Source organism: Nocardia panacis, from assembly GCF_003598715.1.
Lineage (GTDB): Bacteria > Actinomycetota > Actinomycetes > Mycobacteriales > Mycobacteriaceae > Nocardia > Nocardia panacis.
The window spans coordinates 1-15052 of record NZ_QZFU01000056.1; the positions used below are offsets into that span (position 1 = coordinate 1).

The following is a 15052-nucleotide window of genomic DNA, read 5'->3' on the forward strand; positions in this document are numbered from 1 at the left end:
CGACTACAGCGCGTTCGGTCCATTCCGGTTCGACCGCAACCAATACGACGACGCTCTGCGGGACCTGACCAGGCCGATCAGCTCGGACATCGCGTGAACACAATTCGCCGCAGGTGCCGCTCGCATCTCGCCCTGATGGTGCGGTTGTTGACCGGATCGTAGGGTGGAGGTGTTCAGAGCGTGGTCCGTGTCCACCAGGGCAGCAGGGGTGTCGCTGGGCAGGGCCTTGCCGGTCTGCCAGGCGTACACCACGATGTGGGACAGAGCCGTCTTTCTTACAGTGCCCCTGTCAGGAGTCCACCTCATTCCATGAGGATTTTCAGGTGGTCGGCGAAGGTCTCGACCAAGCTTTCGAGCACTGCTTCGCCTTTGGCGGCGGTCGCCTGCGAGGGACGACCAATGATGCCGCTGGCGGTGTATGCAGCCATGCCGGTGAGCAGGAGGTGGGGCCGATCGTCTGCGTCGTGGTCTGCTTCACGCCAATGGTCGCCGACGAGGTCCGGCTTGGCGTAGAGCAGAATCGAGGTTTCCAGTTCGCCACCGTGCATGTCGGCGTGGGCGGTGGTCGCCATCCCCGCGCGCTCGCGAGCCGTATTCCATTCTTCTCGGCCGGGGAAGAGTGCGACACTCCGGGTTTCAGTGTTGGCCTGGAGGGTGATATTCGACAGAACGTAGTTGCCGCCGTGGCCGTTGACGAGCGCCAGTTTGTTGATGCCGGAGCGCGCCAGCGAGGCCCGGATGTCCTCGATCACCGCGATGAGAGTGGCGGCACCGATGCTCACGGTTCCGGCGAACCCCTCGTGCTCATGAGAGCAGGAGATGGTGATCGGGGGTAGGAGAAACAGTCCGTAGGCGTCGGATAGTCGCTGTGCGATGAGGCAGGCGACCGCGGTGTCGGTGATCAACGGCAAATGCGCGCCGTGTTGTTCGAAGCTGCCGACCGGCAGGACCGCCACGGTCGCCGCACGGCGGGCTTCATCCGCTGAGGTTGCGGTGCTCATCAATTCCACTCTGACGTTCTCCTAGTCTTCATCGGCGCCGCCGCTTCAGGCCGGCGCAGTGTGCGGCGAAGTGCGTGGTCGAGCTCGCGAGCGTGGCTGAGATGTCCTGTCTGGGTGAGCTTTTCGGTCACTTGATGGAGCTGCTGAATGGTGCGACTCGAGCGAGTTTCGGCGACGATCACCAGGGCGTGGCCGGCCACCTCGTTGGCTTCGTCAGGCTGGCCCAATCCGGCGTAGGCCGCAGCCAGCCGCGCCAGACCGACCCCGAGGTCACGGCGGTTGCCGGGCTTCCAGTTCTCCAGTCCGTGTTGAAGGTCGTCGAGAGCGGCCTCCGGCCGCCCGAGCTGCACCCAGCAATGCGCGGCTTCCATAGCGATGTACTCAGGGGTGCAATAGCCAGACATATCGCCCGGATCGTTCTCTCCTTCGTCGGCGGCAGCGTGCGCCTGATCCAAAGCTCTGACGCATGCCTCCTGTTCACCCAGCATGGCGTAGCCGTGCGCAAGCTGCCGCAATGCAACGGCGCGTTGTCGGGGAGTCAACGACAGGTTGGATAGCGCTTCTTTGGCGAACACGATCGCGAGATCCGGTTTGCGAATGTCGCTGGCGATGTTGCTTTTACGCATCTGCACGTACGACAGAAACCGAGTATCGCCGAGTTCCTTGACCAGATCGAACGCCGCGTTGGACCAATGCAACGCGGCGTGCAGATCACCCTCGTCGTGGCGGAGCCAACCCATGAACTCGGCGTACCGCGCCGACACGTACAGCAGACGCTGACGACCGGATCCCCGACTTCCCGCGATCAGCCGATCGATGAACCACAACTGGTGTTCCACCACAGGCAACAATGGGTGTGGGCCGCTCAGCATGTCAGTGACCACGTACTGGTCGAGGGTGGTGAGCAACGACTCGGCCTGGGCTGGAAGCGAAGGCATCGTCGCGGCGGGAATACGCCTGCCACCGGGCAACCGGACCTGCACCGGCTCTGTCGGAGCTACCGGCGCGGTGTCCGGTTCATCGATGTCGAACCAACAGAGCGCATGCGGAATTTGAAGGCACCGGGCGTAGTGGGTAAGGGTATCGAGAGAGCGAATCCGGTTGCGGCCATTCTCGATACGACTCAACTGACCCTGAGTTATCCCGAGCCACCGTGCCATGTCGGCCTGCGTCAGCGGCCTACGTCCATGGGCTCGGTGATGCCGATACGCCCACACGACTTGGGCCATGTCTTTCGCAGCCAGTGCGTCGAACAGCGCACCTGTCCGCCACTCCTTCATCGGCAATTTGGGCGCGCGATCACGCCTTCTGCCGCAAGGATGGCAATGGGTATCCCGGTTCGTACGGGCCAGTTGTGCCCCGCACGCCACGCATACCCGCCTCGTGTGCTGCGACATGGGCTGTTGCCCTCACTGTTCTCTCTGCCCGCCGATGGGTACAGGCTATTCCGCCCCCCACACGGGGGCCACGAATATGCGTCCCGCGCATAAAAATTATGCCTCTCACCAGCGCAAGTTCGTCTCGGCCCGACCGTATTTTCATCGGGCAATCACAAATTTCCGGATTCACCGATGACCTCTCCCGGCCTGAATGAGCCCTCGAGACGGACGCACAGACCCCCTCGGTCCCGTCTGCACACCCCTCGCCCCAGAGGACCGAGCATTCCAACGGGCAACGCGCAGTTGAAAGGTTACCTACTGATGAACGTGTCGCCAGCGGCAACTGCAACGACTGCTGACCACCCGATCGGTCGATCCCCTGGGATCAGCACCGAGGTCAGTCTCGGTTTTCACGGTTTGTGGGCGGCGGCCGACTGCGCCGCTGACGTCACAGGGTTCAAATGCACAGCCGAAGCCGAAGCGGTGTACGCGAATCACATCGACCATGGCCCGAATTGCCTGCTATGGCTGGCGGCACTGGCTTACGAGACCTGCGAGCTTCAGGACGAGTAGGCGATGACGGCCGGCCAGGTGCTCGTCGCGTTCGGTCTGGTGGTGTTGCTCGCCGGACTCATGGTGCCCGTGCTCGGCAGCGACTGCTCCACGGGCGTGGATCATCCCGCCCCTGCCGGCGGGTTCACGATCGCGGGCGCGCATTGCGCGACTCAGCAGCATCTCCGGTGCTCGCCGGTGGAGTGTGAGTGCGTACGGGAAGCTTGGCGCACGCTCATCCTCGCTGGACGCTGCGAACCAACACCGGAGCTGCACCGGATGCTCTACGGCTGACTTTCGGAACTCGCCTACAACACTCGGAATCCCTTGCCCACCACAATTATCGGACGGGAGGCGATTGTGATCATTCCTCTCCACGACCTTGAGACGCCCGGCGCACCGCTGACCGGCCTGGCAGCGATCGACGCCGCGTTCACCGAGCAAATTCGCCAGCTACGAGCACTGCTCGAGATGCGTCACACCACCGCGGATGTCGACGAACTTGCAACCGAGATCGGCGGCACGGCACCCGTAACCGATCGCCGTAGCGCCGACGTTGCCAGGTGGTGCGAGTTCTATCGGGAGACATGCGGATTCGACGCCGCAGTGCGTCCCGAGCTCGATCTGGTCTATGTCACGGCGGGCGCGGGGGTCGGATCCGTCAGGATGCCTGCCCCTCTCGGCGCCCTGGTCGAAACCCACCTCCGCGACGGAGGGATACAGTTGGGACCTGTCATCGAACTGCGCGACGGGCAGTGGGTCCTGCTGGTGGAACCAGATATCCCTGACCGGATAGAAATCTACGCCGGGATGTTCCGGCACAGTGTGTCGATCGCTCGCGCGGGCGCGCAGATCGCGCTTCCCACACCCGGTACCGGGCACTCTCGACTACGGACCTGGCTGCGTCAACCCCGCGACGCATATCTGCCCTCGGGGACAGCGGTCCTCGCGGCGGTGGACTTCCGGCGCGCTCGGCGCTTTCCGATCCGAGAGCCGAAATAGCAAATGAACAGGCGTCCCTCCGCACACGATTCGACTTGCCCGTGTGGAGGGCGACGAAACCCCTGGGCTGGTGAGGTCGGCACGCCATCCCCCGCCCGTATCAGCCCAGGGTGATCGTCCACAGCTTGCCTCATCCAGTGGACCTCGATGTGGCACACACCGCCGGCACCCGGCGAGGCACGAGGAAGCCGCCGGTTCCTACGAATCTCGGGAGACACCCCCAAAAACGACCCGCGCAGCTTCGTCTCGTCCAACAGCCGGCGGGCGTGGCGCGAAGAGAAATTCCCTGGTCCGGCAAATTATTCGCCTCCGGTAGGACCCCCGCCCCGGGGTTCCCAGCCCCGCCGCTGACTCAACCCCAGCACCCATACCTACCACACCGTCAAGCCACACTCTCACACCGTCGAGACTCGCTCGACCGGCATCGAAACAGATTGGGAAACAACAACAGTGAACAACCACACCTTGACGAGGCTCGGCACCCTGGCACGCGGGATCATCCTGGGACTGGCGGTGATCACCGTCGTCGACGCCATCCGGGATTTCACCGACTGGCAAAACGAAGCGACCGGGCAGCCCAACGACGCAGTCGATCCGACCGAGGATCAGTAGCGGCCCGGACCATGTAGCCGGCACCCGCAATCCCCGACCAGCACCGCTGCGATTGAGGTCGACCCGCATTGGGCGGACCGGGGAACATACCGGCTCCGGCCGAACATCCTGCAACGCGTGTACCGCTACGGCGAACAACCCCAACCATGCGGACTTGTCGTGTGGTTCCCCTCGTCACCGCGAACCCGGGCGCGAGTTACGCCCCGCTCACCGCACCGCGAATTCTGCCCTTCCTGCCCAGCATCGAAAGCGAGCCACGACACCCGATGTCATCGGTATACAAGTCGACCCTGCTGCACCGACACCTCGGCATCTATTTGCGCGAGCGGCGCAACAGTTTCCGCTGGCGGTCGCTTGCCGTGACTGCGGAGCAGACCTCGATCACGCAGTCGGCGATACAGCGGTTGGAGGTCGGCGACATCCAACGCCCGTGCCGGCACAAGGTACGAGCCTTGTGTGAGTTCTACGGACTCCACAGATCTGAGATCAAGAGCATTATCGCGGTCGTCGACCACGCTTGCACCGGGAGCGATCCCGTCGTCCTCGACGGCGTATCCAACGCCCACTTCGACCTGTGTGCGCAACTCGAGGAACGCGCCCACCGGATCGTCATCTGTCACGATCTCGTGCCGGAACTGCTCCGGACCCCGGAATATCACCGAGCATTGATAGCCGGCCGCGACGATTCGGCTGAAACCCTCACCCGCGCCATTGCCGAAATGTCCACGCGCGGAACACTGCTCACCCGCAGCATCAACCCGGTCCAGCTGGATCTCCTGCTCGACGAGTCGGTGCTGTACCGGATCATCGGCGACGCCGCTGTCACCGCCGCCCAACTGCGGATGGTCGCGTCGGCCGTGCGCTGGCCCAACGTCACGGTGCGTCTGTGTCCCTACACGGCCGGTGCCGTCGCCGGTCGCGTGCCGACCCCGTTCACCCTCCTGGAATCACGCACCGACGTGCCGGTTGTCGTGTTCTCCTGTGGGGCGGGCGATCTGTATTCGGACAACCCGCAATACATCGAGCAGCATCGCGCACTGGCCACCGCAATGCGCGCTACCGCGATCGGCCCGACCGAGACCCAGTGGATCCTTCTCGACGCAGCAGCTCGCCTCGACGACGCACATCATGACGTGCCGGTGCCAGATGCCCGCCAGTGGGCAGGAGAGGTCACACCGTCCGGCGCCGCGCCGATCCACTACCCGGATACCGACGCGACGCCGGTGCAGTGGATTCCGGCGCTGCCGTCTCTCCCGCCCGGCTCCGGGCGTCGAAGTTCACCGACAAACGAGGTCATTTGAAAGTCGAGCAAACAGAAGCGTCCTGACCCTGAACGTGGAACCACGCACCGCCCATCATCGAACGCGTGCACCAGTCGGCCGCCTGCTCGCCACTATCCACGGACCGAATACCAGTGCAGCCAAAGACCTCCGCGACCGCTTGCGCGTCTTCACCTCCTACACCGCCGGATCGGGGAAAGGACAATAACCTCCATGCCAATCCAAGTAGCCGTCTGCGGACCCCGAGCAACCACCGACCTCCTCGACACCCACGCCCGCGAAGTCGGCAAACTCCTCGCCCAAGCCGGAGCAACCCTCCTCTGCGGAGGCGGCACCGGCGTCATGGCCGCAGCCGCCGACGGCGCCTTCACCGCAGGCGGACTCGTCATCGGCATCCGCCCCGACACCGACCGCACCGCGATCTGCCCCGGCCTGACCGCGGTCATCTACACCAACATGGGCGAAGCACGAAACTCCATCCTCATCGAATCCGCCGACGCCGTCATCGTCGTCGGCGGATCCTGGGGCACACTCAGCGAACTCGCCCTCGCCCACCGACGCGGCGGCATTCCGGTCATCTCCCTCGGCGGCTGGACCATCCATGACGAAACCGGCACCCCCATTCCCATCTCCACGGCAGAAACACCTTCAGCCGCAGTCGAACTCGCTCTATCCGAACATCATTGAGCGCAGGGACACCGCCGACATCGGGATGTGCCGTAGCGCTTTTTCGGAGATGCTGGAATCCGGTTCCTAGGTATTTGTCTGAGGAAGATTTTCACCAATGTGCCGTACAGCCACCTGGATCCAGCCTTGAAGTGGCTCGGATCCGCGCTTCCCGCCCCAATACAGACGCCCGCATACACCCCGGCAACAGTGTCGGCATGGGAATCTATCCGGCAGGGTTGTCGCGACCACCGAGCTGAACGCTGCCGATATCGCGTGCCTGTACCGCGTGGCCGTGTATTTGGGCCTGGCCGCTGATCGTGTTGATCACGGCCTCGTCGGTGGCGGCATGCTGGGTGCGACCGATCCATGTACGGATGAGGTCGGCAAGGTCGGGATCGGTAGCAGCACTGCCGATCAGTTGCCCGGCCAGATCGACTGCGCCGTCGGGGTCGTCTTGGGCTCGCTGTAGTGCACGCTCGGCCTGTTCATTTTCGCCAAACGCTCGCCGCGCCAATTGAGCCAGCCCTTTCCATGCATTCTTACCAGCCTCCCCGGCGGCCGCTTTCACGATCAACCCGAGCAACACACTCATAGAAATAGGATCCATTTTCTGCTCCAATATTGTTCGAGGCTTCCGATTAAACTCGATTGCAATGCAATCGTGAATTCAGATGCCATCCGACCGATCCGATTCTCGATTCGACGTAGAGAGCTGTCGCAATGACCGATCGATCGACTCGCGCAACGTTTCGGCAGCGGGGTCGTCGAATTCACTCAATGATGCGAGCGATTCATTCCAATAACGTTTTGCAGAATCGCTTCTTCCTAGATCGAACGACGCCTGAGCGAGATGATGTAGCGCGACCGCAATACCCCAATTGCTGACGATACGCCGGTACAAATTGGCCGCTTCGACATAGAAGTGCGCCGCTTCCTCGAGCCGTCCGAGCATTGCGTAGGCACTGCCTGTAGCGTCGAGCGTCTCCGCTTCCCGATGATGACTGCCGAGTTGCTGTAGAATTACTGCGGCACGATGATAGGTAGCGAGAGCTAACTCAGGATCGCCCCGATCTCTCTGAATATTGCCGTACTGGAGGAGAATAACCCCGTCATATAGTTTCGTTGGCGACATCGGAAGTGTCGCCTCTGCCCAGTATGCGGCTTCGTCATATCGACCCAATCCGTGGGCAGCTCGCATGATTTCTATCGATAGATCAACCTCATCTATGCGACTACCCGAGCGACGGATTAGGTCGAGTGCTGAAATAGCATCGTCATAGGCTTCCTGATATCGACCCGCGGCGCGGTAGATTACAGGACGGTTTGTCGCAACACATATAAGAATGTACGTGTAGTTGTGTCGTTCAGCGAGTACTTCAGCTTCGTTGAGGTAGCTGTGCGCGAGAGTAAGGCGCCGAGCGGCAGAGTTGACCAGCGCGAGCTGATTCAGGCTCAGCGCTTCGCCCTGCGGATGACCGATCCGCCGGAACATTTCGAGAGCCTTCCGGCCCGTTTCTTCCGCTTTGTCCAAATGATGCGCTTGCCGGTATGCCATTGTCATCGAATCCAAAAGGATGGCCTCAGCAGCAGTCTCGCCGAGTCGCCTCGCGGCGACGAGCCCGAGTTCAGTAGTTGCGAACCAGTCGTCGACAGCATTGATTGGCGGAAACGGCCCCCGGAGAAGGATCGGGATCTGCCACGCCACCCGGTCGTTGCTGGTCTTGACAGCCAAGCGAACACACGCGACGAAATTGGTGCGCTCGACATCGAACCAGACCGCTGCGGAATCAGGATCGGCGAATACGAGCGGCTGGACCCCAGCCGGAAGGCTATCGAGCTCGATGTCTTGGACCGGTTCGAGAATGGGAATTGGTAGTTCGTTCAAGCACTTGTCGAGAGTATGCACATACCAGGCCAGGACGCGTTCCAAGGCGGCGTCGCGATCCTCGGCGCTATCGCAGTGTCGTCCCTGATCCGTCGAGTAAGCACGCAGCAGGTCGTGGAACTGGTAACGGTCGCGGCCGATCTGCTCAAGCAAATGCGCGCCGACAAGCGCATCCAGTAGCTGGCTCACCTCACGAACGGGGACAGCAGCGAGGGCCGCAGCGGCGTGGAGCGAGAACTCAGGGCCAGGATGCAGTCCGAGCAGCCGAAACATGCGCGCGACCTGAGGCGGAAGAGCTCGGTAGGACCACGCGAACACGGTGCGGACCGCGTCAGCCTCGTCATCGTCCTCGACCGAGAGCGCCGACCACAGGTGAGATTCGTCGCGCAGATTCTCGATCAGCTCACCCATCGGCATGTACGGCCGAACCGCGGCGCGCTCTGCGGCGATCCGTAGAGCCAGCGGCAGCCGGGCGCACAACTGTGCGAGTTCGACGATTTCGTGCTCACTGTCGCCCGATCGGTATCCAGCAACAGTTCCGTACAGCAGCTCGATCGCGGCAGGCTCGTCGAACAACTCAAGGTCGAGGCGATGGGCACCGTCACGAGCAACCAACCCGGACAGCCGCGATCGACTGGTGACCAGAACCAGGCATCGTCCCGCACCGGGCAGCAGCGGGCGAACCTGCTTGACCGTCGCGGCATTGTCGAGAACGATCAACAGCCTGCGCTGCGCGAGCAACGTACGAAACAATGCGCTGCGCGTTTCCAGATCCGTCGGCAGCGCTGCCGGCGCGACCCCCAAAGCAATGAGAAATCGTTCCAGCGCTTGGCCGGCAGAAACCGGTTCACCGGGATCGTATCCACGGAGGTTGACATACAGCTGGCCGTCAGGGAACTCATGGCGGACTCGGTGTCCCCAGTGCACTGCGAGGGAGGTCTTCCCGACCCCCGCTGTGCCTGTGACCACACAGACCCCCGCGGGTCCAGGGCTGCCCTCCTCCTGCTCCAGTACCCGGTCCATATGCTCGATGTCCGCAATGCGGTTGACGAACCCCCGCACATCGGCAGGCAGTTGCGCAGGCACAGGAGCAGATTCACCGCTGGCGCCCTCGCGGCCGGTGGAGTGGAAATGAATCCCACCAGCAACGTCTCTGGCCTGCACCACATCCGCAGCGCTCCCCGACAGGTCCGATCGAGTACCACTCGGATCGCGTCCGGTTCCCGAGCCTTCGCCTGCGGTCATCCAGCCCCCCAAGAATCCACACCAAGATTATGCGTCGGATCGAAAGCCCTTGGCAGGTAATGCCGAACAACAGCCGGATCGGCTTGCTGCCAAACACGGCCAACCTCCAGCCCACCACAGCCCTGAGACCCCGCCCTGGCGAAGCCACAACTCGCCCAACGGGATCCGTTTATCCGCTCGGCGCGTCATTCGATCCACCGTGAGCCAATGTCGAGTCGAGCGACGGGCAGTGCGGGATTTCACCGGCGACGATCATGCTCGGCAAACAGCCTCAGCCACGCTGGTGGTCACATCTTGAACCCACGCGCCGGCCGCTGATTCGGATGCATACGGCGCAAGCGAGACTCGCCGCCATTGATGGCGGCCTGAGCCCTAGTCGAGCGGGATGCTCGGCGCTGGGGCGAGGGCTGAGAAGCTTCGCCAACAGGCGGGGTCATCACTCCGACTATCTCATCGACGACTGGATCGACGGCATCCTGAATGTGCATGCTGACCTGAACTTGATTGCGGCTCGCGATCCGGCTTCGTAGAGCACGTGGTTCACTGTCGCCATCGCTTGCGCCTACCTCCCCGGGCAACCAGGCCACCACCGCATCCGCTTGGTGGCGACGCTCGATGCTTCCCGCCGGGGTGGGCCGACCTGCGAACGCGGGATGACAGTCGACACACAGTCCGTCTCTCAATTGCCGCCGGTCCCTGCACTTCTCGCATTCAGCATTGGATTCAGCAACGACAACCCCGCGCTGCGCCGGCGGCTCGGCGCCTACCTCAACGTGATCTTTGACCCACTCTGTGATCACTGATCGAGCATCCCGGTCGGCATGCCGCCACTCCTGCCGGAACAGGCCAGGCGATCGGGTGTCGTAGTGCTCTGTCAGAAAGTCAAGGCGCGCTTCGATGGCTTGGGATCTGTCGTGCCCGACGGGCAGCTCTGGGATACCGGGCCTGCCGAGCGAGCGGCATTCGCCGCACAGTCCGTCATCGCCGCGGCCAGCGATCTCACGGTCCGTATGCCGGTCGATGGCTGCCCGTTCGAGGCGGCACGAAACGCATAGGCCGAATCTGACCTCGTCGAGGATATTCTCGTCGTAGTCGCGGCGGTCGACGATGAGTTCGGGGCGGGGAGTTCCCGGGTCGTCGCGTTCGGACTTGTCCAAATCGTCCTCATACGACTCGATGATGTTGCCCGCTTTCGGCCGGATCTCGTCCGGATGTGGCTTCCTCTGGCGTACAAGGTCCGGAAGATGCTGGTTTTCACCAGGTTTCGGCACACAGGCTGCTATCAGCGCGCGGTGTGTTTCGTTGGTGCGCCAGAGGCTGCGCAGCCGGGCGACGGCCGCAGGCTGGGTTTTGAAGCGCAGGGTGTTCGCGATCTCGGTGACCATCAGCCAGGTTTGGTCGTCGAGTCGCGATTGCAGGTTGCGGATCTGGTTCTTCGCCGCACGCATGTTCTGGGCCTCGACCAACTCGCGAATCGCTTGGATCGCCTCGTGAATAGACGGATCCGGGTCTGGTTTCGCCATTCTTGGTTTCCCTCCTCCGTCGCGGTGTCCTTCCTGGTGTCTTGCTCTGCTGTCGGGCTACAGGTGGCGGCCGCCAGGTCGCTGCCTTGATGACGGCCGGTTACGTCGTAGCCGTTGCCTACGGTCCGATTCGCCCCCTCGCGCGATGGCAGAGGGTTGTCCCTGAGCGATCGTTCGACCTCCGCTCTCGACATTCTGATTGGCCCCACCATCGCCCAATCCGTCGACTCTTGTTCCACGCACGCTGTCTCCACGGGCCGCTACGACATATGGAGCGCGCGCTCGTATTCCATCAGCGAGCCTTTTACTATTCCCAGCCATATCGGCGCACTCGATGAGGTATCGGTCGAAATTTGACAACCGATCCAAAATGCTCGCCGGAATCGACTGTGAACCAGCGCCGACCCCGTCGATCCTGTACGTTTGCAACTCTTGAACCAGGGCTGGCAAATCGTTGAATCGACCGAGCAGTCGAATCTCGATCAACCGCTTCCCTTCCGCCTTCCATGAGATTTGCTCCTCTGCGTACCACGGATTTTCCGAGTCGACATTGCTGTATCCCGCATGTATTGCGTAATCAGGCTGAGTGGGGTCAGGGTGGTAGTTCACTCGAACCACTTCCCGCTCCGACTGACGGAATGCGTATTCCGCGGTTCGGGACATTTGGTCTACCCATGTGCCTGTTTGCGGCTCGAGCGCAAAGTGATTCATCTCCTTCACGCTGGTATCGATGTCGGCCAGATGGTCTGCCGCATGCTCGACGCCCGCGAACTCGAGGATCTGATCACGTAGGTCGTCCGCGTGCAGCCGATGTTCGATCCGGTGCTCTGTCGATGCCCAGGGATTGTTCTGTTCAACCAGCGCGGCGCGGTACTCGTCAGAGAGCACGTCGTTCACCAGGTCGTTCAGCCACGGCTTCGGGTCGAGAGTCCTTCTGCCTCCCAGCAGCCGATCGAGGTCCGCCAGTTCGACGCGCAGATCCTCTGTCCCAACACCAGAGCCTTCGATCAGATTCCGCCACTCTCCGGAATGCTGGTCGTACCAGGCGATTTCAACATCCACGACCTGTTCGGGATACACGCAGGAGATGTCGGATAGCCATTCCCGCGCCAACCACCAACTCGTGGTGTGCTTCTCGATGGCTTCAGTGTCTTCGGCAGGCTTAATGCGCGCGCGATATGGGAGCATCGCCAGCTCATCGGTGAATTCCGCTGGCCTGATGGCGGCTTCACGAGCCGCGTTGAGTTGTTTAGCCTGTACCAAGCTTGCCCGCTGGTCATTCGTGATGTAGATCCGCCCTTCGTCTACCGCATCGAGATGTCCCTGCATCCCTGCGGAATCGCGCGCCCATTCCCCGACTGCGGCACTCAGGTACCACCAATCGATTGTTCTTTCACCGGGAACTTCTCGCCATGGGGTAGAGATCCGGTCTGCCTCCTTGAGAAGTGCGGTGCGTTCGCCATCGCTTCGGGCGAACTCCGCTGCGACAGACAGGTGGTAGAAGCGCACGAAATCGAGTCTCATCTTGTCTATCCCGCTTTCCGCAGATTCGTTGTCGAGATTCATAACTCACCTCCTTCGGAGCCGGATATGCCGCCACCTGGCACCCTCACGAACCGTTTCCGGTGGCGCGGTCTCCTCGCGTTGCGATTCGATCGATGTGGTCGCGGAGCCCGTCGAGCGTCGTTTGCCGGTGACGTTGATACCGGCATCCGGTCGGCCGACAGGCGGAGAAGTCGCTGATCCGGGTCAGGCGTTCGATTGTTGGCCAGAGCCATTGGGTGTGCCAGGCCGCCATATCCTCCCGAGCGAGGTCGCGTTGCTCGGCCGGGACGCTGTAGGCCGCCGTGTGCGCGGCCATGAGCGCAGTGAGTTCTTCGACGACGACTTCGTGCTGCCACCAGCAAGGGGGAACGCGAGAGCCCAGCTGGTATCGATGGCGGAGCCAGTCGGCCCATTCGGCCAGTTCCTTCCACAGCGCGACGGCATCGCTGAGCGAGAGTTCACGCCACGCGTATCGAGAAGCGACAGTCTCTGTCTCCTCGGCCGCTCTCCCTCCATATTCGTCATCCACGGTCAGCTCCTTTCTTTCGTGCTACCGGTTCTGGCGAGTGACGATCCGGTCGAACTCGGCCATGGATGCCTCGACCGCGCTACGCCAGTGCGGCACGTCCCACACGCTTGGCAGGCGCAGCAGCATCGCCGGAGTGTTCCGGTAGATGAGAAGTGCTTGGTCGCTGGCCAATTCGCGAATCTCGTCGGTGCGCAATACCGTTTCGTCGTGGAGGGCGTAGCTGCGACTAGCTTCGTGCAATGTCGCTTCCCAGCCCCGACGTTCGCCGATCAGACGCGAAAGAGCGGTCAGTTCGTCCACTCCGCGCAGTCCGGGGAGCACGACCATGGCCGGTGCGGATTGGGTGAGAACGCGGCCACCTTCCGTACCCCAACGCAACTCGGATTGGTCTTGGTTATGGGCGAAGGCCCAGACCGTGATCCCCTTGCCGCCGGAGTCGGTCATGATCATCGGCAGGTCGGGGATCGGTGCCACGTTGTTCATCTCGTCCAGCACTAGCCGCACAGGCGGGTCGAGGCGCTTACCGGGTAATCGTTGCGATGCGCGGTCGGCCACGTGGTGAATTTCGGCGGCGAGCGCGGCCACGAAAGGGGCCATGCTGCGCGAAGTCCCTTTCGATACCAGATACAGGGTGTTGGTGCCGGTAAGCACGAACTGCTCGACATCGAACGACTCCTCAACCGGAACATCCACTGCGGCTAGCAGCTTCGGCGAGGCCAGAGGTTCGAGGAGTCGCGCAGCCGCCGCCAGCACATCGTCGGTGGATTCGCTTGCGGAACCAAGGATTTGGTCCAGTTCGCCGGCCCAGTCCGGCAACGCCTCGCTGAGGATGTCCACTGCGGTGTGGTTGGTGCGTGTCGAGACCCAGATCCTCACTTCGCGGATCGAGTAGTCGGCGAGCGCGGCGGCATGGAGACAGCAGCGAACCAAGGTCGCAGCCTTCTGCTCGAAGTACGCCCCATTGCGGGTTCCTTCCAGCGGCATTGCCCGCGCGAGTGCGTCGGCACGACGAATAGCGGTGTCGGGGTCTGTGCAACCGGCGAGGATCGACCATCGGATACTCGTCGGCCATCCGGTCAGTTCCTCCGGATCGAAGACCTCGACGGTGCCGAGCCGCGAGCGCTGAAGGAAGGTTGCTGCGACCAAGTCGGCTTTGGTCGTGGTAGCGACGACGAATCCCGGTGCGTCCCACACCCGCTGGCAGGCTATTCGCCAGGTTTTGCCGGAACCTGTTGGCCCGTGGACGATTACGCCGTCACGGTGTTGCAGGTAGACGTGTTGGTCTCGTGGCTGATCGGCCAGGACACCGATGTCGACGGAGACTTCCGACGGGTCTATCGACGCCATGCGCCCGCAGCGCCACCTTTTCATCGTCTCGACCTCCGCCGTGACCGGGCAACAAGCTTCGGGTACTCGTGACCCGCTTTTCTGATCGCGGTTCCGGCGTCGAGCCCGCTCCGGCGCAGATCGGTGACAGTGGCGATGCCGTCATGACGCCTGTTGCGGCCGTCGAGCACGCCACTCAGGATGCCGACGATCGAGCACCACACGATGGCGGCCAGGACGATGCTCAACCACGTCAGCCATGCCGGACCGGGCCGCGGATCGGACGGCCATGCTGCGGCGGGATTCGTGGGCATGGTCGTCAGCCGCACCAGGATCGAGAGCGATTCCGCTGGATTGATCAAGCACAGTCCGTGCCAGGAGAGCGCCGCCGAGATCACGCCGCCGCCCCAGACGCCCGAAATGATCGCGCCGATCGCGTGCAGTGCCAGTGTTAGACCCGCAGGCAACAACGGCTCGCTTCGTGCTGGGGTCGGTGTCCGTCGA

At 62.6% G+C, this 15052-nt stretch carries 15 protein-coding genes; 6 read left to right on the forward strand and 9 right to left on the reverse strand.

All coding sequences use genetic code 11. The features are described from left to right. Positions 1 to 302: 302 nt before the first annotated feature. Together D5S18_RS34130 and D5S18_RS34135 are read right to left on the reverse strand one after the other, a co-directional pair. Entirely contained in the window at positions 303 to 1001 is a 699-nt protein-coding gene (locus D5S18_RS34130) for a creatininase family protein (protein WP_239004188.1), read from the reverse strand. Continuing rightward, positions 1001 to 2281, reverse strand: a complete 1281-nt coding sequence (locus tag D5S18_RS34135) for a helix-turn-helix domain-containing protein (protein WP_158608045.1) — start codon at positions 2279 to 2281, stop codon at positions 1001 to 1003. Before D5S18_RS34135 ends, D5S18_RS34130 begins: the two co-directional genes overlap by 1 nt. Positions 2282 to 2701: 420 nt before the next feature. Between D5S18_RS34135 and D5S18_RS34660 the strand changes: the two genes are divergently transcribed. The 6 genes from D5S18_RS34660 to D5S18_RS34155 all read left to right on the forward strand — a co-directional run bounded on the left by D5S18_RS34660 (position 2702) and on the right by D5S18_RS34155 (position 6513). Then, the gene (locus D5S18_RS34660; protein ID WP_147404344.1) at positions 2702 to 2953 is read left to right on the forward strand and encodes a hypothetical protein; all 252 of its coding nucleotides are present in this window, start codon (positions 2702 to 2704) and stop codon (positions 2951 to 2953) included. A gap of 3 nt (positions 2954 to 2956) precedes the next feature. Beyond that, complete coding sequence (locus tag D5S18_RS34140; protein WP_120045302.1) at positions 2957 to 3226, forward strand: hypothetical protein; 270 nt, start codon at positions 2957 to 2959, stop codon at positions 3224 to 3226. 66 nt (positions 3227 to 3292) lie between these two features. Then, positions 3293 to 3934, forward strand: a complete 642-nt coding sequence (locus D5S18_RS34145) for a hypothetical protein (RefSeq protein ID WP_120045303.1) — start codon at positions 3293 to 3295, stop codon at positions 3932 to 3934. A gap of 450 nt (positions 3935 to 4384) precedes the next feature. Further along, positions 4385 to 4546 carry a hypothetical protein gene (locus tag D5S18_RS35140; RefSeq protein WP_158608046.1) on the forward strand — a complete coding sequence of 54 codons (162 nt, stop codon included), beginning with the start codon at positions 4385 to 4387 and terminating at the stop codon, positions 4544 to 4546. 266 nt (positions 4547 to 4812) lie between these two features. Continuing rightward, a complete protein-coding gene (locus D5S18_RS34150; protein WP_345789830.1) occupies positions 4813 to 5847 on the forward strand; it encodes a helix-turn-helix domain-containing protein in 1035 nt (344 codons plus the stop codon). Between the two features lie 192 nt (positions 5848 to 6039). Continuing rightward, positions 6040 to 6513 (forward strand): SLOG cluster 4 domain-containing protein, encoded by a 474-nt coding sequence (locus D5S18_RS34155; protein ID WP_120045305.1) that lies wholly within the window; start codon positions 6040 to 6042, stop codon positions 6511 to 6513. A 205-nt stretch (positions 6514 to 6718) separates the two neighbouring features. Here the strand turns inward: D5S18_RS34155 and D5S18_RS34160 are convergent, their stop codons facing one another. The 7 genes from D5S18_RS34160 to D5S18_RS34190 form a co-directional block, all read right to left on the reverse strand. Continuing rightward, complete coding sequence (locus D5S18_RS34160; protein ID WP_120045306.1) at positions 6719 to 7087, reverse strand: hypothetical protein; 369 nt, start codon at positions 7085 to 7087, stop codon at positions 6719 to 6721. Between the two features lie 75 nt (positions 7088 to 7162). Next, complete coding sequence (locus tag D5S18_RS34165; protein WP_147404348.1) at positions 7163 to 9625, reverse strand: ATP-binding protein; 2463 nt, start codon at positions 9623 to 9625, stop codon at positions 7163 to 7165. Between the two features lie 287 nt (positions 9626 to 9912). Beyond that, the gene (locus D5S18_RS34170; protein WP_120045308.1) at positions 9913 to 11148 is read right to left on the reverse strand and encodes a hypothetical protein; all 1236 of its coding nucleotides are present in this window, start codon (positions 11146 to 11148) and stop codon (positions 9913 to 9915) included. A 57-nt stretch (positions 11149 to 11205) separates the two neighbouring features. Continuing rightward, entirely contained in the window at positions 11206 to 12714 is a 1509-nt protein-coding gene (locus tag D5S18_RS34175; RefSeq protein WP_120045309.1) for a hypothetical protein, read from the reverse strand. Between the two features lie 43 nt (positions 12715 to 12757). Beyond that, positions 12758 to 13222 (reverse strand): hypothetical protein, encoded by a 465-nt coding sequence (locus D5S18_RS34180; RefSeq protein WP_120045310.1) that lies wholly within the window; start codon positions 13220 to 13222, stop codon positions 12758 to 12760. Positions 13223 to 13243: 21 nt separating this feature from the next. Next, on the reverse strand, positions 13244 to 14569 hold the full coding sequence (locus D5S18_RS34185) for a type IV secretory system conjugative DNA transfer family protein (protein WP_158608048.1): 1326 nt from the start codon (positions 14567 to 14569) through the stop codon (positions 13244 to 13246). A 20-nt stretch (positions 14570 to 14589) separates the two neighbouring features. Beyond that, a complete protein-coding gene (locus D5S18_RS34190; RefSeq protein WP_147404350.1) occupies positions 14590 to 15015 on the reverse strand; it encodes a hypothetical protein in 426 nt (141 codons plus the stop codon). Between the last annotated feature and the right edge of the window lie 37 nt (positions 15016 to 15052).

What these genes read in the sequence shown, in the direction of transcription:
- D5S18_RS34130 (WP_239004188.1), bottom strand. Translation starts at nt 1,001, where the DNA reads ATGAGCACCGCAACCTCAGCGGATGAAGCCCGCCGTGCGGCGACCGTG.
- D5S18_RS34135 (WP_158608045.1), bottom strand. Translation starts at nt 2,281, where the DNA reads ATGAAGGAGTGGCGGACAGGTGCGCTGTTCGACGCACTGGCTGCGAAA.
- D5S18_RS34660 (WP_147404344.1), top strand. Translation starts at nt 2,702, where the DNA reads ATGAACGTGTCGCCAGCGGCAACTGCAACGACTGCTGACCACCCGATC.
- D5S18_RS34140 (WP_120045302.1), top strand. Translation starts at nt 2,957, where the DNA reads ATGACGGCCGGCCAGGTGCTCGTCGCGTTCGGTCTGGTGGTGTTGCTC.
- D5S18_RS34150 (WP_345789830.1), top strand. Translation starts at nt 4,813, where the DNA reads ATGTCATCGGTATACAAGTCGACCCTGCTGCACCGACACCTCGGCATC.
- D5S18_RS34155 (WP_120045305.1), top strand. Translation starts at nt 6,040, where the DNA reads ATGCCAATCCAAGTAGCCGTCTGCGGACCCCGAGCAACCACCGACCTC.
- D5S18_RS34160 (WP_120045306.1), bottom strand. Translation starts at nt 7,087, where the DNA reads ATGAGTGTGTTGCTCGGGTTGATCGTGAAAGCGGCCGCCGGGGAGGCT.
- D5S18_RS34165 (WP_147404348.1), bottom strand. Translation starts at nt 9,625, where the DNA reads ATGACCGCAGGCGAAGGCTCGGGAACCGGACGCGATCCGAGTGGTACT.
- D5S18_RS34170 (WP_120045308.1), bottom strand. Translation starts at nt 11,148, where the DNA reads ATGGCGAAACCAGACCCGGATCCGTCTATTCACGAGGCGATCCAAGCG.
- D5S18_RS34175 (WP_120045309.1), bottom strand. Translation starts at nt 12,714, where the DNA reads ATGAATCTCGACAACGAATCTGCGGAAAGCGGGATAGACAAGATGAGA.
- D5S18_RS34185 (WP_158608048.1), bottom strand. Translation starts at nt 14,569, where the DNA reads ATGGCGTCGATAGACCCGTCGGAAGTCTCCGTCGACATCGGTGTCCTG.